General features: G+C 54.9%; 21 protein-coding genes. 15 read left to right on the forward strand and 6 right to left on the reverse strand.

The features are described from left to right. Positions 1-48: 48 nt before the first annotated feature. The gene (locus TUZN_RS09405; RefSeq protein ID WP_013680727.1) at positions 49-648 is read left to right on the forward strand and encodes a metallophosphoesterase family protein; all 600 of its coding nucleotides are present in this window, start codon (positions 49-51) and stop codon (positions 646-648) included. On the opposite strand, the gene TUZN_RS09410 is transcribed toward TUZN_RS09405, so the two are convergent. Continuing rightward, positions 616-1,059, reverse strand: a complete 444-nt coding sequence (locus TUZN_RS09410; RefSeq protein WP_013680728.1) for a hypothetical protein — start codon at positions 1,057-1,059, stop codon at positions 616-618. The genes TUZN_RS09405 and TUZN_RS09410 overlap by 33 nt on opposite strands. Before the next feature lie 166 nt (positions 1,060-1,225). Here TUZN_RS09410 and TUZN_RS09415 point away from each other — a divergent pair, with 166 nt between their 5' ends. From TUZN_RS09415 to TUZN_RS09440, 6 genes are all read left to right on the forward strand, one after another. Further along, positions 1,226-3,778 (forward strand): adenosylcobalamin-dependent ribonucleoside-diphosphate reductase, encoded by a 2,553-nt coding sequence (locus TUZN_RS09415; RefSeq protein WP_148678644.1) that lies wholly within the window; start codon positions 1,226-1,228, stop codon positions 3,776-3,778. A 275-nt stretch (positions 3,779-4,053) separates the two neighbouring features. Next, positions 4,054-4,290 carry a hypothetical protein gene (locus TUZN_RS11500; RefSeq protein ID WP_237698222.1) on the forward strand — a complete coding sequence of 79 codons (237 nt, stop codon included), beginning with the start codon at positions 4,054-4,056 and terminating at the stop codon, positions 4,288-4,290. Between the two features lie 30 nt (positions 4,291-4,320). After that, entirely contained in the window at positions 4,321-4,590 is a 270-nt protein-coding gene (locus tag TUZN_RS09425; RefSeq protein WP_013680731.1) for a hypothetical protein, read from the forward strand. A gap of 38 nt (positions 4,591-4,628) precedes the next feature. Further along, positions 4,629-5,990: a serine--tRNA ligase gene (gene serS / locus TUZN_RS09430; protein WP_013680732.1), complete on the forward strand. Its 1,362-nt coding sequence runs from the start codon at positions 4,629-4,631 to the stop codon at positions 5,988-5,990. A gap of 139 nt (positions 5,991-6,129) precedes the next feature. Further along, a complete protein-coding gene (locus TUZN_RS09435; RefSeq protein WP_013680733.1) occupies positions 6,130-6,639 on the forward strand; it encodes a nicotinamide-nucleotide adenylyltransferase in 510 nt (169 codons plus the stop codon). A gap of 90 nt (positions 6,640-6,729) precedes the next feature. Beyond that, positions 6,730-6,864 (forward strand): DNA-directed RNA polymerase subunit P, encoded by a 135-nt coding sequence (locus TUZN_RS09440; protein ID WP_052886343.1) that lies wholly within the window; start codon positions 6,730-6,732, stop codon positions 6,862-6,864. Here TUZN_RS09440 and TUZN_RS09445 read toward each other — a convergent pair. Then, entirely contained in the window at positions 6,842-7,630 is a 789-nt protein-coding gene (locus TUZN_RS09445; RefSeq protein ID WP_013680735.1) for an arginase family protein, read from the reverse strand. The two genes, TUZN_RS09440 and TUZN_RS09445, sit on opposite strands and share 23 nt — an antisense overlap. Before the next feature lie 85 nt (positions 7,631-7,715). Between TUZN_RS09445 and glyS the strand changes: the two genes are divergently transcribed. The 3 genes from glyS to endA are packed head-to-tail and all read left to right on the forward strand — an operon-like array spanning position 7,716 to position 10,382. Next, positions 7,716-9,482 carry a glycine--tRNA ligase gene (glyS, locus tag TUZN_RS09450; RefSeq protein WP_013680736.1) on the forward strand — a complete coding sequence of 589 codons (1,767 nt, stop codon included), beginning with the start codon at positions 7,716-7,718 and terminating at the stop codon, positions 9,480-9,482. A 25-nt stretch (positions 9,483-9,507) separates the two neighbouring features. Further along, entirely contained in the window at positions 9,508-9,837 is a 330-nt protein-coding gene (locus tag TUZN_RS09455; RefSeq protein WP_013680737.1) for a hypothetical protein, read from the forward strand. Next, positions 9,834-10,382 (forward strand): tRNA-intron lyase, encoded by a 549-nt coding sequence (gene endA / locus TUZN_RS09460; protein WP_013680738.1) that lies wholly within the window; start codon positions 9,834-9,836, stop codon positions 10,380-10,382. The genes TUZN_RS09455 and endA overlap by 4 nt, the downstream gene beginning before the upstream one ends. On the opposite strand, the gene TUZN_RS09465 is transcribed toward endA, so the two are convergent. Together TUZN_RS09465 and TUZN_RS09470 are read right to left on the reverse strand one after the other, a co-directional pair. Further along, positions 10,379-10,762: an Hsp20/alpha crystallin family protein gene (locus tag TUZN_RS09465; protein WP_013680739.1), complete on the reverse strand. Its 384-nt coding sequence runs from the start codon at positions 10,760-10,762 to the stop codon at positions 10,379-10,381. The two genes, endA and TUZN_RS09465, sit on opposite strands and share 4 nt — an antisense overlap. A 69-nt stretch (positions 10,763-10,831) precedes the next feature. Continuing rightward, on the reverse strand, positions 10,832-11,074 hold the full coding sequence (locus TUZN_RS09470; RefSeq protein WP_052886228.1) for a CpXC domain-containing protein: 243 nt from the start codon (positions 11,072-11,074) through the stop codon (positions 10,832-10,834). 70 nt (positions 11,075-11,144) lie between these two features. On the opposite strand from TUZN_RS09470, the gene TUZN_RS09475 reads away from it, so the two are divergent. From TUZN_RS09475 to TUZN_RS11100, 4 genes are read left to right on the forward strand one after another with little or no spacing between them, the layout of a single operon-like run. Further along, positions 11,145-12,416, forward strand: a complete 1,272-nt coding sequence (locus TUZN_RS09475; protein WP_052886229.1) for a UbiD family decarboxylase — start codon at positions 11,145-11,147, stop codon at positions 12,414-12,416. Further along, a complete protein-coding gene (locus TUZN_RS09480; RefSeq protein ID WP_013680742.1) occupies positions 12,413-13,525 on the forward strand; it encodes an aconitase X in 1,113 nt (370 codons plus the stop codon). Before TUZN_RS09475 ends, TUZN_RS09480 begins: the two co-directional genes overlap by 4 nt. Continuing rightward, entirely contained in the window at positions 13,512-13,868 is a 357-nt protein-coding gene (locus TUZN_RS09485) for an aconitase X swivel domain-containing protein (protein ID WP_052886230.1), read from the forward strand. The genes TUZN_RS09480 and TUZN_RS09485 overlap by 14 nt, the downstream gene beginning before the upstream one ends. Continuing rightward, positions 13,852-14,148, forward strand: coding sequence for a hypothetical protein (locus tag TUZN_RS11100; protein WP_013680744.1), 297 nt, complete (start codon positions 13,852-13,854; stop codon positions 14,146-14,148). The genes TUZN_RS09485 and TUZN_RS11100 overlap by 17 nt, the downstream gene beginning before the upstream one ends. On the opposite strand, the gene TUZN_RS09490 is transcribed toward TUZN_RS11100, so the two are convergent. Both TUZN_RS09490 and TUZN_RS09495 read right to left on the reverse strand, forming a co-directional pair. Next, entirely contained in the window at positions 14,116-14,859 is a 744-nt protein-coding gene (locus tag TUZN_RS09490; RefSeq protein ID WP_052886231.1) for an N-glycosylase/DNA lyase, read from the reverse strand. The two genes, TUZN_RS11100 and TUZN_RS09490, sit on opposite strands and share 33 nt — an antisense overlap. Continuing rightward, positions 14,813-15,862, reverse strand: coding sequence for a DNA primase large subunit PriL (locus TUZN_RS09495; protein ID WP_013680746.1), 1,050 nt, complete (start codon positions 15,860-15,862; stop codon positions 14,813-14,815). The genes TUZN_RS09490 and TUZN_RS09495 overlap by 47 nt, the downstream gene beginning before the upstream one ends. Positions 15,863-15,959: 97 nt before the next feature. On the opposite strand from TUZN_RS09495, the gene TUZN_RS09500 reads away from it, so the two are divergent. Then, complete coding sequence (locus TUZN_RS09500) at positions 15,960-17,273, forward strand: Clp1/GlmU family protein (RefSeq protein WP_013680747.1); 1,314 nt, start codon at positions 15,960-15,962, stop codon at positions 17,271-17,273. Position 17,274: the final 1 nt, after the last annotated feature.

The following is a 17,274-nucleotide window of genomic DNA, read 5'->3' on the forward strand; positions in this document are numbered from 1 at the left end:
AAAGTTTATATAGATTGTAGTATTAAAAATGGGCGAAGGTGCGCCGCCATGCTCGTGCTGTCGGACATACACATAGGATCGCGGAGCTCGCTGATAGGGGAGCTCAGGAGGTGCCTATCGGGCGTCCAGGTAGATGTGTTGGCCATCGCGGGGGACCTCTTCGAGGACGAACACCGCCGCGTCGGCAGAGATGAGGCGACCAAGCTGTTTAGGCGGCTGCTCGCGGTCTTGTCGGTGAGGCCCAAGATGTTGGTGGCCTCCCTGAGCTCGTCCTCGCATGACCCCATCGTCGGCCACTACGCCGATATGATAGACGGAGTTGAGGTGTTTGCCTGCAACTGCCCCATAAGCCTTAACTACGGAGGCGAGCGAATGGTCATAACCCATGGCGATATAGCTGTAGGCGACGGGATTATAGCCTATATAATTGACCGCATAAGGCCTGGGACCGTCGGCAGGTGGGCCAAGAGGAAGCTCGGGCTTCCCAAGGACGTCTGGCTTATCTACGGCCACAGCCACGTGCCGTATCTGAATGTGGACGAACGTATACTGAACCCAGGCTCGTGGAAGATTTACGGGATTAGGAGGGCTAGAGGCGCGGTGTACGAGATGCCCTCAGCCAAGCCTTTCTGCGAGCCAGATCTTTAGCCTCTCCAACGCGTCGGGCAACGCGCCGAGGATCTCCACATCGCCCTCCTTCCGCCTAAGCCCGAGACACCTCCTCCAATCCAAGAGATATCTAGAGTTGGCCTCGGCCTCGCGCCTAAACTTATCGGGCCCCGGCTCTTCGGGATCGAGCAAGGCCCCCCTGCCTACGTAGGCCAGGGCGTGGGAGTATCTGAGATAGATCGGCACTCCCTTGACATCTGACAAGGCCTTCTCCAAGGTGGACTCTCTACAGGTGGGAAGGTTCATTATCTGGACGGTGTACCCCCATCTGGCTATGGCCAAGCCCAAGCCCAGCCACCGCTCGGCCTCGCTGGGGGGCGGCGGGATTATCGACACGCGCCTCGGCCCGTTGCTCACGACTATATCCAGCAAGCCGTAGTAGATATCCACGTAAATAACGAGGTCCCTATTTAGTTGTGATGAGGATGGTCTTTGCCGATCGATGAGGAAGGGAACGAATGCTGATTCCTGAAATATGGGGTGGGCAAAAGTTTCATTCAACTCTACTCCGATTATCTTAAATATAAGAGACTATATATGGAAATTGGGGGATGATATGGCTGTTAAGGTCATCAAGGCGTCTGGCGCCAAGGAGGACTTCTCAGAGGAGAAGCTACGCATATCTCTTGTTAGGGCAGCCGCCGACGTTGGCGTAAGCGTGGACGGAGAGGTGAAGATAAGGCCGACTTCCGATATAACCAGCGCTGAGCTGTCAGACTTAGTCGAGCTCGAGTTGCTCCGCAAGGCCATAGACAAGCCGGAGCTAGCCGAGGCGGCCAAGTCGCACCTGCTGGGCAGAATATATAAGGAGGCCTTGGGCAAGGACTTTCTGAGAGATAAGTCCAAGTACGGCGAGAGGGTCTTCGCCTCAGTGGAGAGGCTGGTCAGCGCCGGCCTTCTCAAACAAGAGGCTCTCTCGGCACTACGTTGGGTCGAGCTGAAGCCCGAGTTCGACCGCTCTCTGAGCTACAACGCATTGAGGCTGTTCACTAATGGCAACTACGCCCTGCGCGGCCCCGACTTCAAGATAGCGGAGACGCCGGCCGCCGCGGCGGCGAGAGTAGCCACGGCGGTCGCCGGGAGCCCCGAGGCGGCCAGGCTGTACTACGACGCCATAACATCGCTGAGGATAGTCCCGGCCTCGCCTTTCTGGTTCAACGCGTGGACCAAGAAGGAGATGTTCGCCTCCTGCTTCACTCTGGAGGTGGAGGACTGCCTCTCCTCCCTCACCCATCCGGGGAGGTACTGCATATACGACGCCTTGGCATACTCGGGCATAATACAGCAGTTGGGCGGCGGCGTCGGCTACGACTTCTCCCTACTCCGCCCCGAGGGCGACGTGGTGAGGGGGAGTGTAGGGGTTGCGTCGGGCCCCATCAGCTTCATGAAGCTCTTCGACGCCAACGTAGACGTCATAAAGCAAGGCGGCAAGCGCCGCGGGGCGCAGATGGGCACTCTCCACGTCTGGCACCCGGATATCCGCAAGTTCATCAAGGCCAAGACAGGCGAGTTGAAGGACGCACATCTGCAGAACTTCAACATATCGGTCTTCGTGGACGACACATTCATGGAGAAGGCGCTCGGCGTAGATCAGAACCCGAAATACCCGTTGATAAACCCCCGCGTCTTCTACGACAAGACGGGGCAGAAGGCTGTGGAGCACGTGGACGTATACAAGGAGGCCGAGGTGCCCAGAGACGCCATATGGGGCGAGGTAGACGCCAGCCAGCTCTTCCGCGAGATATCGAACAGCGCTTGGGATTCCGGCGATCCGGGCCTTATATTTAAGGCCAATCTAAACGCCTCTAACCCGCTCTTGGGCGAAGAGATAGAGGTCGCCGGATATCGCTTTACATATATATGGAGATCCGTTAATCCATGTGCAGAGACTGTTCAAAATCCATTCGAGGTATGTAATCTAACTCACATAAATCTTGTAAAGTTCATAAAGGATAATTGTGCCGGTAGTTCATTCGAGGAGAAGCTGGCGTGTATAGATTGGGAGGGCTTGGCCCAAGCCGCGAGGTTGGGGACGCGCTTCCTCGACAGTGCCATAGACAGAAGCCGCACAGGTATAGAGATAGTGGACGAGATGAACTCGGCCACCAGGAAGAACGGGCTGGGCATCATGGGCTTCGCGGAGCTCCTCATAAAGCTCGGGATACCCTACGCGTCTTGGGAAGCCGTGGAGTTGATAAACCGCATCATGGGCTGGATATACGTCAATGCGCTGGACGCCTCGGCCGACCTCGCGAGGGAGAAAGGGCCGTTTAAGTATTTCGAGAAGTCGATATATGCCAGAGGCGAGCTGCCCGCTCTGAAGTTCCAAGACTTCGTCTGGTCGCGGTGGGAGCGGGTCAAACACGTCTATCCGCCGGAGCTGAGGGATGCGGGCGATCGCCTTAGGGAGATCACGGAGAGGACAAGGCAGTGGCTTCTGCCGTATATAGAGAAGCTTAAGGAAAAGGTCAAGGGCGGCGTGAGGAACTCCGTGGTGCTTTCCATAGCCCCGACCGGCAGGACCAGCATATTGGCGGGCACGACCAGCGGGATAGAGCCCGTGTTCGCGTTGGCCTTTCTCCGCAACGTCACGGTGGGCACGTTGGTGGAGTACTACGAGCCGGGGATAGAGTATCTCAAGGCGAGGGGCCTCTGGACGCCTGCGGTGAGGAAGGCGGTGGAGGAGACCGGCATGTTGAGGGACGCCCCCGTGCCTGAGGACGTCAAACACTTGCTGGCGACCGCCATGGAGATAGGCTGGCTCTGGCACGTCCTCATGCAGGCGAGCGCCCAGCAGTGGGTGGACCAAGGCATCTCCAAGACGATAAACATGCCCGCCAACGCGCCGAGCGACGACGTGTATTGGGCCTTTGCGTTGGCCTGGGCGCTGGGGGTCAAAGGCATAACCGTGTATAGGGATAAGTCGAAGTCTGTGCAGGTGATATACACGGGCTTGAAGCAAGAGATAAAGAAGAAGTTGGCGGAGACGAAGATAACGGTGAGGCCTATATCGCTCGAGACGTCTATAGACGAGGCGGCTAACGAGGTCAAGCTGAAGGCCTTGGAGGAGGGCAAGGATCCGTACTGCAAGACTGGCGAGTGTAGCTAACTGTAGGTGACAAAAATCGCGGGTCCGCGTACCACATGTTCGATCTAATAGTCAAGGCGGTGAGAATAGGCCTAATGGTGCTGTTGGGCTCAGTCATATATTCTGTGTTTTATCTCTGGTTCTATGGTTTGTTTGATGTTAGAATTATATTAATTGGAATATATACAATGACATTAATATCAATAATTCCATATATATTTATAAATATAATCCATAATATTAAGAATAGACATGACGGACGTTGGATAATCTACATCGCGCTGTCCGTATCGCTATTGTTTTCCATATCGGTAGCATATGCTAGGTTGCTATCTCTGGAGAACTATATCCAGCCCGTATCTGTCCCTCAGCTACGTTACGACGGCACTCTGGCGCTGTCCCTCGCATTGTTGGGGCTGGCCTCCCTGCTCTATCTCGGCTCTGTGGTTCCCGACATAAGGAGGATCGCCGACAAGTTCGTTCTGGCGTTGAGGGAGGGGCGCGAAGAGGAGTACGAGGTTGAGATAGTTTAGCTTTTTATTTTGCGCGGATACTCCCACACGGTGAACGACTACATGGAGCTCGTGAGGTATCTGGAATCCCAAGAGTTCTACCGCTTGGTCGACGTCATAAAGTACAGAGGTGGCCGTCGCTATATATTTAAGACTTCGATAAGGGACGGCGAGGTGTATATACATCTAGTCTTTTACAAAGATAGAGCGTATCTGGAGCTGTGGCCCCAGAGCTTCGCCATACCTATGGCCACCTATGATCTCGGCAAACAGCCGCTATCCACGCCGTTGGCCTTAGTCAATATACTTCGGAGGACGTAAGGCGCGTTAGAATAATAAGGAGGGCCTAAACGCTCCATATGTCTTGGAGCGTGCTGGAGGCGTTGCGCAACAGCCCTGACGTAGTCAGGAAGACGTTAGTCGCCCGGCGTATGGACGTCACGTTAGTGGACAGATTTCTCGATCTTGACTCCAAGTGGAGGGAGCTGAAGAGGGAGATCGACGAGTTGAGACACCAGCACAACGTGTTGTCGAGGGAGGCCTCTAAGGCCCCGCCCCAAGACAGGAAGACAATAGCCGAGAAGGCGAAGGAGCTCATCGAGAAGATTAAGGGCCTAGAGGATCAGCTAAAGGCTGTTGAGATGGAGCGAGAGAGGCTTCTGTTCTCCTTCCCCAATCTGATACACGAATCGGTCCCCGTATGTCCTGAAGGCGTCGACTCGATCCCGGTGAGGTATTGGGGCACTATAAAGGTCGCTCGGGAAGATCTGGAGAAGGTCTTGCGTCTAGATCCCCGACCTGAGTACGTGGTGGTGGATAAGGCGCCGGTGGGACATGCCGACGAGGCCGAGAACGTGCTCAAGATGGTCGATACGTTGAAGGCGGGCGAAGTGGCGGGCAGTAGGTTCTACTACATGCTAGACGACTTGGTGTGGTTGGACTTCGCGCTGTCTCTCTACGCCCTAGAGCACTTGACCTCGAAAGGCTTCAGGCCCATAGTACCCCCCTACATGTTGAAGTACGACGTAATCAGACGCGTGATAGATCTGGACACCTTCAAGGACGCCATATATAAGCTAGAGAACGAGGATCTGTACCTAATAGCCACTGCGGAGCACGGAATTGCGGCGTACCTCTACGGGCGCGACCTCCTCGAGGAGGAGTTGCCCCAGCTCTACGTAGGATGGTCGCCTTGTTTCAGAAGAGAGGCCGGGGCCGGCAGTAGGGACATAAAGGGGATCTTCAGAGTCCACATATTCCATAAGGTGGAGCAGTTCGTCTTCTCGCTGGCCGAGGAGTCCTGGACATGGCACGAGGAAATAACGAAGAACACAGAGGAGCTTATGCAAGGACTCGGCCTGCCGTATAGGGTAGTCAACATATGCGCCCACGATCTCGGCGCTCCGGCTGCTAAGAAATACGACGTAGAGGTATGGTATCCGGCCCAGGGGACCTATAGGGAGCTCGCCAGCTGTTCCAACGTGACGGACTGGCAGTCGTATCGCTTGGGCATTAGGGTTACGAGGAGGGGCATGAAGCGCGAGTATGTCCACACGCTTAACTGTACAGGTCTAGCGACTACTAGGACTATCACGGCGATTTTGGAGAACTACCAGAGGGAGGACGGGGCCGTCGAGATACCCAAGGTCTTGAGAAAGTACCTAGAGCCCATAGCGACGGCCCCCAAGGATTATATAGTGCCTAAAAACGTCCGTAGATAATGAAGCCGGCGAGGCGCTCCGCCGTCCTTTTTTAAATAGACTTCTTGGCGATAGTCGGTGATGAGGTAGCTCGCGGCTTAGCCGGTGACGAAGAGGCATACTGCCTGACTTGTTTAAAAACACGTGGCGACACGGCCTTGTGAGGGTGGCGTTTATAGGGCGGTTCCAGCCGCTTCACTTGGGCCACGTCAAGGTGTTGGAGTGGCTTTCGGAACGGTACGACGACGTTGTAGTAGTCATAGGCTCTGCCGATAAGGGCATCACTAGGGACAACCCGTTCACTGTAGGCGAGAGGATCGAGATGTTCCTGCGCACCTTCGACAAGAGGTTTGTCCTATGCGCGGTGCCCGACACCAACGGCGGCTCCAGCCTATGGGGGGCCTACGTGAGGCATTGGTGCCCCCGCTTTGAGGTGGCCTTCTCCAACAACGGCTATGTGAGGGCCGCGTTGCGGTATGCCGGCGTAGACGTCAGAGAGCACCCCCTCTTCGATAGAGAGATCCTCTCCGGCAAGCATATAAGGGAGATGATAGCCTTGGGCGATCAGAAATGGCGCGAGTTGGTCCCGCGTAGCGTGTCCGACCTCATAGACGAGGTGGACGGCGTTAGGAGGATAAGGGATCTATACGAGGAGGTTAGGTTTATATAGCGGGCTGTCCTGGTCGGCATGGGCGAGGAGGGCGCAGAGGAGGTGAATCTCGGCGAGGCCGCCGGCGCCTCCGGCGAGCGGAAGATCTATATGTGTATGAGGTGCGGCCGTACCTTCTCCAGGAGCGAGATGGAAATACTGCCGGGCATACGCTGTCCTTACTGCAATTACAAGATAATACTTAAGGTGAGATCTCCGATGGTTAAACGGATCCCCGCGATCTGACTGCGTCGAGTATCCTCGTCGCGGTCAACATAAGTCTGACCACCTTGGTGGCGCCTACATCTGTGGGGTCGTTGACGGGGGAGTACTCAACTATGTCCACGGCCAACGGCCTGGCGGCTAGCAACACGTCTACGTAGATGCCCTCCAACTCTCTGAAGCTGAGCCCTCCCGCCTCGGGCGTCCCCACGGCGGGGAACTCCGACGGATCCATGACGTCTAGGTCGAGGGACGCGTAGACGGGCCCCGTCGACGTCGACAAGGCGTCTAGGATCTGGCTTCTGGAGATCCTCCTATTGCCGTCGACTACGTAGAACCCGTTGGACTTGGCGTATCTAAGCTCCTCGTCGTCGAAGGCCCTCACAGCTATATATATTACATAAAGGCCGAGCTCCTCGGCGGCGCGCCTCACGAAGGTCGCGTGTGATAGCTTCTGGCCAGGCGGCCACTCGTCCCTTGTGTCCATGTGGGCGTCTATGTGCACGTAGGTCTTCGGCCGGGCTGCTCTGAGAGCCGCCAGGGTTGCTGTGTGCTCGCCGCCTATCATCACCCAAGGCGGTCCCAGATCCCTCAAAACGCGTTCTATATTCGCCAGGTTCTCGGCGGGGGCTCCCCGTAGTAGCTCCACATCGCCAACATCGCAGGGACTTTCGACGTTGCCGAAGACCGTGTTGTACTCTAGGTAGGGCAATATCTGCCTTATCTTAGCCGGCGCGAATCTCGTGCCTGGCTTGAAGCTCAACGTATCCTCCATGGGCACTCCGACCATCTTGACTGCATCGCTCCTACACGCCCGGATCACGCCGCCACGCCCGTCGGGCCTTAAATTAATTTAGCAGGCTCTTCTAGGGGCTATGCAGAGGAGCGAGTTGGTCGCCGACATAGCTGTCAGAAGGGGATTCTACTGGCCTTCGTTTGAGATCTACGGCGGCGTGGGGGGTTTCTACGACTACGGCCCCTTGGGGACTCTCACCCGCCGCAACATAGTCGAGAAATGGCGTAGGACCTTCATACTGCCGTACCAAGACATTATGATAGAGATAGAGACGCCTGTGATAATGCCGGAAGCCGTCTTCGAGGCGTCCGGCCATCTTGAGCATTTTACTGACTACGTAGTCACCTGCCAGAAATGCGGCAGGAAGTTCAGAACGGATCACTTGATAGAGGATGTGCTCTCGCAGAAGGGGATAAGGCTAAGTCTAGAGGGCCTCTCCGGGGAGCAACTTGACGAGATAATAGCTAGGTACGATATAAGGTGTCCCGCGTGCGGAGGCCCTCTCGGCAAATCGGAGAGGTTCAACCTATTGTTCAAGACAAACATAGGGCCCTACGCAAACGAGTACGGCTATCTCAGGCCGGAGACCGCGCAAGGCATGTTCGTGGCGTTTCCTCGACTCGCCGACTATATGGGCAGAAAGGTCCCCTTCGGCGTGGCGCAGATAGGCAGGGTGGGGAGGAACGAGATCTCGCCTAGACAAGGCCTGATCAGGCTCAGGGAGTTCTCGCAGATGGAGATAGAGCTTTTCTTCGATCCCCAGAACCCCCACTGCCCGTACTTCGCCGAGGTCGAGGACATGGAGGTGCCCATAGTCCCCGAGGAGGAGGTGGCCAGAGGCAACACAGAGCCCCAATTCCTCACGGCGAGGGAGATAGTGGCCAGAGGCCACGCCAACGAGTGGATGGCTTTCTTCATGGCTCTTTCTGCCAAGTTCTTAAAAGAGTTGGGCGTGCCCCTCGAGAGGCAGAAGTTCTTGGGGAAGTTGCCGCAAGAGAGGGCGCACTACAGCGCGAAGTCCTACGACCAGATGGTCCTCACCGAGAGGTTCGGCTGGGTAGAGGTCTCAGGCCACGCATATAGGACAGACTACGACCTGTCTAGACACAGCAAATACAGCGGCCACGAGATGTATCTGGAGCGTAGGTTGAAGGAGGCGAGAGAGATAGAGGAGGTCAGAGTATATCCGAACCCGAATGCGTTGAGGGAGAGATACGGCGATAGGATCGGCGAAGTGATTAAGGCAATACAGAAAAACTCGCAGACGATCGCCGCATCGTTTTCGAGCGGCGCCGAGAGGGTCGAGGTAGAGGGCTACGAGATAACGCGGGATATGGTTTTCTTGAAACGCGAGGTGAGGCGCACCGATGTGGAGAAGTTCATACCACACGTGGTGGAGCCCTCCTTCGGGCTCGACAGGATCCTCTACGTCGTATTGGAGAGCGCGGCTGTTGTGGAGGATGACAGGAAGTATCTGAGGCTCCCGCCCGATATAGCGCCGATAACCGCGTGCATCCTGCCCATAGTCAAACGGCGTGATTATGTGGCGATAGGCGTCGATCTGGCGAGGAGGCTCTGGCGCGCCGGGATAACTGCGTTGTACGACGACGAGGGCACCATAGGTAGCAGATATGCCGAATGTGACGAGATAGGGACTCCTATCGCTGTGACTATAGACGAGATGACCCCGAAGGACAACACTGTGACTATTAGAGATAGGGACTCGCGGAGGCAGATCAGGATAGATATAGGCAAGGTGGTCGACTTCGCCGTTGGGATCAAGGCGGGGGGATCTTTCGATGAGATATCTAGGCGTCTAGGCGGCGTTGTCTTCAAAAACGCTTAAATAAGCGCTGGGCCATCCATACTATATGGGCGAGATAGAGAGGGGCCGTAAGGTCCTAGTTCCGCCGTTCTTGAAGCCGCAGAAGGAGGAGAAGAAAACCTCCCGTGAGGAAAGGCGGCTGAGGGCGAAGGCTATCGACGAGGTCGAGAAAGGTAGCGTCAAGATCAACAAGTCTATTGCGGAGGAATACGGACAGCTCGAAGAGGTCGAGATAGTGGGGGGAGAGAGGAGAAGGACGTTTAAGGCGCTCGCGGATGAGAAGATCCCCCAGCAAGAGGTTTGGCTAAACCCCGAGGATCTGAGATCGCTCGGGATTGCCGAAGGCACTATAGTCACCGTGAGGAAGACTAAATGAGAGGTCGCCTGAGGGGCTTAGCCGTTGTCGTAGAGGATGTCGAGGAGGCACGTAGGCTCTACAAGAGCGGGTTCTACGGAAAGTTCTTGCTCAAGGACAAGGTGAAGCTGGAGGAAGTGGATAAGATAGAGTCGCCATTGGTCCTATCGCTGTACGAGGCCCTATATCTCGCCGAGAGGGGTTTGCTCGAGATCTACGACGATGAGAGGAGGATAGATATCGATGAACTTAGAAAAATTGGCGAAATTAATTTGAAAAATTTTAATGAAATTTATTTAATTTATAAGTATTTTAGAGACCTAGGATATATAGTTAAATCAGGTTTAAAATTCGGAGCCCTATTCTCCGTCTACGAGAAGGGACCTGGAATAGACCACGCGCCCATGGTCGTGGTGTTTCTAGAGCCCGACCGCGGCATCAGCGCTACCGATATAGCTAGAGGCGGCCGGCTTTCCCACTCGGTTAAAAAGACGTTTACCTTGGCGACGGTGTTAAAACCGAGCAACGAGGTGGCGTTGATAGGGTTTAGGTGGGCTAAGCTCTAGTCTATCTTCAACTCGGCGGTCCCCACCTCCCCAGCCTTTATCGCAGATATTTGGAGCACGCCATCTTTATATATAGCTCTTGCGCTATCCACCCTTAGCCTAAACGGCAACTCTATACGTCTCTGTACGGGGAAGTTAGCTGCCCTCTCTCTAACGACGGCGCGGCCAGGTATGTCGGAGTTGGGCAAGGCCGTTATCTCAACGGCGTGTTCGAATAGCTTGACCTTTATCGAGTCTTTCCGGAAGCCGGGTAAGTCTATCATTATCAGTAGGTTCTCGCCTTGCTCGTATATATCGATATCGGGCTCGCGCTCTATCTTGCCTACGTTAGCCGCGTAGAGCTCTTTCAACCCCTCTTCTATCTTTTTTATAGGTTCCATACAGATTTGAGGGAGATCCTCTAAATTGGACCCTTTAAGCAATCGAGATATTTGAAAAGTATCCCTGTATTATTTCTTCTGCTTCTGCGGCTTCACCTCGCCCACAATCTGGCCGTACATATTTATTGGGAATTGGTATCCGCATTTGGGACACGCTATGCTGAAGCCCATGTTGTACCAGCTCTCCCCTATCTCTACCTCGAATACGTGCCCGCATTTGGGACATTTTGCCTTGACCTTCAAGGTGCGCTCAGGTACGCCGCCCGCATACTCCCAGTCCTCAGGGAAATTCCACTCTTCTCCCTCCGACATGGCAAACCCCCTAGACATGTTTTTTAAAGGTTATCGGACGACGGTTTTTAATAGAGGACGAATAGGGCACGTGTCGCTTTCTAGCTACGTGGAGGGGCTGGAGGATCTTCGGACGTACGACCCGCCGTATGAAGGGTTCCGGATAGCGCGGATACTTAAGGAGACGGAGGGCTCGGCAACGCCGTATTTCAGGGAGGTGGGGCCCGGCATGGATGGCGTCGGCAACTTGGTTGATAGGAGATCTAAACTTTTGAAGATCCTAGGCGCCCGCGACGACGAGGAGGCGTACAAGGCCCTCCTCTCCGCCGAGGACGCTCCTGGCAAGCTCGACGTGGTCGGCGCTTGGGTCGACGAATACAGGACTATCGACTCGTTGCGCAAGCTTCCTCTGGTAAAGTACTACGAAAAAGAAGCAGCCCCGTATATCACCTCTGCGGTTATCATAGCTAGAGCGCCAGATGGGGCCTACAACGCCTCTATACATAGATTCACTCCTATAGGCGACGATAGAGCCGTCGTTAGGCTGGTCCCGCGACACCTATACACCATATACCACAAATGGCGCGATATGGGGAAGGACACCCCTGTGGCTGTGGTATGGGGGACGCACCCAGCGGTTTTGTTGTCCGCAGCATCGTCGCCTCCCTACGGCGTCTTCGAGCTCGCCGTGGCCGCCCGCCTTATGAACGGCTTAAAGGTCGTCGAATTGGACAACGGGACATATGCCCCATATCTGGCGACGGTGATCATGGAGGGCTATATAACGGGCCAACTAGCCGATGAGGGGCCCTATGTGGATGTCGTGGGCACTTATGACGTAGTCAGAAAACAGCCCGTGATAAAGATAGAGCGTATATATGTTCTCAAAAGCTCGCCTATAGTTAACTATCTATTGCCGGCTGGCCTGGAGCACCAGCTGTTAATGGGCTTCGAGAGAGAGGCCAAGATATGGCGTGCTGTATCCTCGGTGGTCCCCAAGGTTGTTAAGGTAAGGCTCACACGAGGCGGCTTCGGCTGGATGCACGCGGTGATCTCCATAAAAAAGAACGTGGAAGGCGACGCCAAGAACGCTGCCCTTGCGGCGTTCGCGGCGCACCCCAGCTTGAAACACGTGGTGGTGGTCGACGAGGATATAGATCCGGACGATCCGCGGGACGTGGAGTGGGCCTTGGCCACGCGCTTCCGCGCAGATAGGGGACTGTTCGTGATACCCTATGCGCGCGGCTCCACGCTCGATCCGATGGCCCTCAACGAGGAGGGCTTGACCTACAAGGTAGGCGTCGACGCCACGCGGCCGCTGGACAAAGATCCGCGTATGTTCGAGAAGGCGAGGATACCATGATAGAGGCCGCGGAGGCTGTCCGCAAGATAGCGGATGCGGTCTCAAGAGGCGAGGTCGTCGAGATTGAGACGGCGCACGTGTCGGGCGTATCCTATCTCACCTTGGGCGAGTACGGCGTGAGGTTCATAGAGGAGCTGGCCGCGTCGGGGGCCAGAGTCAAGGTCTTCACCACGTCGAATCCTCCCGGGATCGATCTGCACTTGTTGCTGGATGTGTCGCGCGAGTTCGTGACGGGCCAGCGGAGGGTTTTAGACGCTTTCCTCAAGATGGGCATTTCGCCTATCTCCACATGCGCGCCCTACGAGTTCTTGAGGGTTAAGCCGGGCACCGTCCACGCATGGGCTGAGTCGAACGCCATAACGTACATCAACACGTTCAGGGATGCTTGGTCAGACAAGAACCCCGGTCCGCTCGCCTTGTTGTCGGCTATAGCGGGCTTCGTGCCTAAGACCGAGATGTATACCTTAGAGGGCAGGCGCCCGACGGCGGAAGTGCGCGCGGAGGTTGCGGCAGATCCCCTGAAGGCCGGCCTAATAGGAGCCTTCATAGGCGAGACGCTGGGCTCGGGCATCCCGTACATCTCGGGCCTAGCGCTAAACGGCGAGGAGGCCCGCCGCGAGTTCGCCGCCGCTCTCTCCACCTACTCCTCCATAATCTTCGCAGTGCTGGAGGGCATCACGCCGAACTGGAGGCTGTATTTGGCTGAGGCCGACTTCAGAGATAAGATAGCCATAGCCGAAGAGGATTTATCAAAATATCTTAAAGATATGGATAATCCAGATGTGATATATCTAGGTTGTCCTCATTTAGATATAGATACTTTACTTAAAATATCTAGGATAATATTTGAAAGAGGTCGGGCAAAGAGGCCCGTCTACATATCGACATCGCCTGGCGTGTACGGCGCTCTGAAGGATCTAGTGAATAAACTGAGGGAGTATAACGTATACGTCTTTGCAGGCTCCTGCCTCGTCGTATCCCCCTATACGAGGAGATTTAGAGCCGTGGCGACAGACTCCATGAAGTCCGTCTACTACATACCGAGGCTTCACGGGGTGAAGACGATACCCTGCGAGACCATCAAGTGCCTTGACTATGCCTACGCTTAGGCCAATAGTAAAAGGGGCTGGAGTCGTACGGACCGAGGTAGTGAGGCTCGGCCCCATATCGTTCCTCGGCGATCTGAACCCAGAAAGCGGCGAGATCTCGGGCGTCAAGATCTCGGGCAAGATTCTCGCTGTGCCCTACGTGAGAGGCTCCACCGTCGGGCCCTACGTGCTCTGGCATGCGGCAGCTAGAGGCAATGCGCCGCTAGCCATAGTGGCGAAGTCCGTAGATTTGATGTTGATAACCGCGTCGGTTCTGGCAAACGTGCCGCTGTTCCAGGGCGAGTTGTCCGAGGAATGTATCGAGATAGATCTCTCGACAGGCCGCTATGAGCGTTGTCGATAGAAAAAAGCTGTTGTCCGAAATAGCGCTTTATATATTGGAGGAACTGGCGCTCAGAGGAGGTAAGGCCAGGGCTAAGTACTTGCGCTCCTACAGGGCACTAGAGTTCTGGGCGGGAGAGGACGTAGCGCGCGACGTAGTTAAGAGGCTTGCCGAGGGAGGATATATAAAACTAGAACAAGGCGATGTTATAGTATTAACGAAAGAGATATCAACAAAAAGAACTATTAAAGAAATAGAGAGATTATCGTTATCTATTGCAAAATCTCTTTATAAAATCTAGGAATTCTTTCGGGACGGCGTAGGATCTGTCCCCATACAGCACGACCCTTCCAGCCAGCCAGAGCAACGTATCTATATGGAGCGGCGGCACGCCGCTTCTCTCCGCTATCTCGCTCCAGATTCTCTGGACCTCTTCCCGTCTTCTCAAAGCCCCCTCCGGGTCGGCCTTTATTAGGCCGAGGCACGCAGTTAGCCTAGCTACTCTGTAGTCCACGGGGATAGGTATATCGTTGGGCAGAGCCCTATCAACGCCTCTGCAACACATATAGACATAGTTCAACATCTTCACCGTAAATACGACCGTCTTGGCCTCGCCGTCAGATCCCAGCAGGCGAGCTAGGTCTCTCCACGTCCTGGAGAGATCGATTATATCGGGGTCGTAGTTACATACCTTTCTTATTCTCTTAATTCTAATATCTCTACCTATTGCTAAATAGGGACTTGTCTTTATATATTGTATGAATTCTTCGCAGATATTGTTCCCTTTTCTCCTGGAGAAGAAATCTGCGAAATAATGCCAGTGCTCCTCTCCTTTGCCTGTGAGCCTATAGCTTATCAAGGCATTCATCATGACGAGCCGCGCCGTATCCAGCTCGCCCCTATTACTGCAGAGACGGCATACTGACTTATACTGGGGATCCTCCTTCTCCAGATCCAGTATAGCCTTAAGCCCTATTTTCCTCAACAGCAGCGCTATCTCTTCTGCGGCCATATTGTACCGGGTTCTTCACTCCGCATCCCAAGTTGGTGGGGCAGAGGCCCCAGGAGTTCATGGTCTCGCAACTAGGCACCGAGTACTCCTTCCTGCCGCCGGCCTGTCCCGCTATGTGTTGCACCTGGTACCGCGTGATCTTCTCGTTGAAGTCGGGGACCGACCTGAAGAGGTCGACTATGCGGTCGACGTCCCACCCCCGCTTCAGCAGATAGGTGGTTATCGCAAAACGAGCCACGTGCGGGAGGTTCTCGCCGCGCCTCAACGCCTCAAGGATGGCGGCCATACAAGGCGGCGCCTCGCCCGTGGGCGCGGCTTTGACGGTGATGGGCCTATAAGATCTCAGCTTTTCTAGGAGGGCAGAGATTTTATCCACCTTGCCTAGGACGCCCGCTATATACCCGACGTCCTCTCTGGAGGCGAGCCTCAGTATCTTTGACTCGTATGCCTCTTCCAAGATCCTCTCGAAGTCGTCTATACGTAGAAGGACCCAGCCTCTCACCACGGGCCTATTTATCATAGACCAATCGGGATCTTGCGGCGCGTATCTTAGGTAGTGGATCCATTTAATCGCCAGGGGGTGGGTTACGGCGAGTACGGAGCCCTTGATTATGTCATGTGTGAGAGCAGTCTCCACGCCCAGATCGGCGGCTATTTCTGCTTTACATTCAAACGACTGAATGCCCGGCGTGTTCCTGATTCTGAAAGTGAATATCTTGCTTTGGGAGTCCGCGAATCTCCTCAACACGTACGAGTTTGTTGAGGTTGCGACGATGTAGACCGCCAGTCTAGCCGCGGCCGCCTCAAGTTCTTGGTTCGAGGAGCACGGAGCGGGTTTACCCTTGCGGAGAGAGTTCTCGACTATTTGTATAGCCCTCTCTATAATAGCCTCAGACGCCAAGACGTTCTCGAGCGTGAGCCCGCGAGAGTATAGATACTCCCCCGACTTGTCAAGGTAGGGGAAGAGGCACGCGAGCTCCTGCGATGTGGCGTGGCAAGGCACTGAAACGCACGCTTCTCAAAATAAAAAACTGAGGGCCAGCCGATACCGCTCTTGGGCATAGGCCTTAAGGCTAAAAAGACGATGTACCGTATATTACGTGAGGACTTACTCCATGGAGCCAGGCGATATCTTCAGAGTTGAGGGACCTGCGAAGATAGACGTATTGGAAGGCGCCATATACGCGGTCGGGGCGCTCTACACTAGCGGGAGCCACTTCACCGTATTGAGGGCCAGAAGACTTGCGTTTAAGGCTGTTGACAAGGCCAAGATAAGCGTCGTGTTGGGCCCCAACGCAGTCTTGGAGCGCGCAAGGCCCGAGGAGGAGGTTCTCGACGAGTGGGAATCCGCGGCGTCTAGCGTGGACCTAAACGGCGTCACTGTGGTTATTGGCGCCATCGACGTGGGCAAGTCGACGATGACCGCCGTGTTGGCCAATAAGGCCCTCTCGCGCGGCCTCAGAGTAGCTGTAATCGATGCCGACGTCGGCCAGAACGACATAGGCCCCCCAACTACTATATCGGCCAGCAGAATTGTCAAGCCTATCACAAGTCTGAGGCAGATCCAGGCCGAGAAGTCGGTGTTCATGCAGTCGACGAGCCTCGAGAGGATATGGCCGCGGGCGGTAGAGGCCATAGGCAAGTTGGTGCTCTACGCGCGCCAGGCGTGGTCGGCCGACGCCGTTATAATAAACACAGACGGCTGGATCTCCGGCGAGGAGGCCGAGGAGTACAAGAAAACCCTATTGGCGAAGATCAAGCCCAATAACGTAGTCGCTATCAGGATCGGCAATGAGCTTGACGGCATATTGGCGAATTTCTCGAACGTTGTGTTTGTGAGGCCTCCACCTGCCGTCGGGACTAGGACGAAGGAGGATAGGAAGATACATAGAGAGATGAGCTACGCGCGGTTTATATTCCCAGTGAGGGAGGTGTCGGTTGATTTAAACAAAACGCCATTATGTAACATAGGCCTCTTCAAGGGGCTTGACCTAGAGGGCGAGTTCAAGGCCATGCTGTCGCGTGCCATCAACGCGAAGATTACCTACGCCAACCAATTAGGCTCGGCGTTGTACGTTATAGCGGATCAGTGGATCACTAGGAAACTCAACTCGTTTAAAGTCTTCGGCTTTCCCGAAGGTTTTGAGAAAGGGTTGCTTGTCGGCGTCGAGGATCGCGACGGGTTCCTGATAGGGTTGGGAGTTCTTAAGAAGATATATTACGATAGAAAGAAGGCGGTGGTGTACATGTCGTCGAGGACCGAGAAGGCTTTACAGAAAGCCGCGTGTATCCGCGTCGGGTTCATACGGCTTAACGACAACTTCGAAGAAGCAGAAAGAGTAGTTCAACTGTTGAGATATGATTTATATACGTATGCCCAGAACGGCACGATGAGGGGAGCGGGCAGCGCCTGAT

It is taken from the genome of Thermoproteus uzoniensis 768-20 (genome assembly GCF_000193375.1).
GTDB classification, from domain to species: Archaea; Thermoproteota; Thermoprotei; order Thermoproteales; family Thermoproteaceae; genus Thermoproteus; species Thermoproteus uzoniensis_A.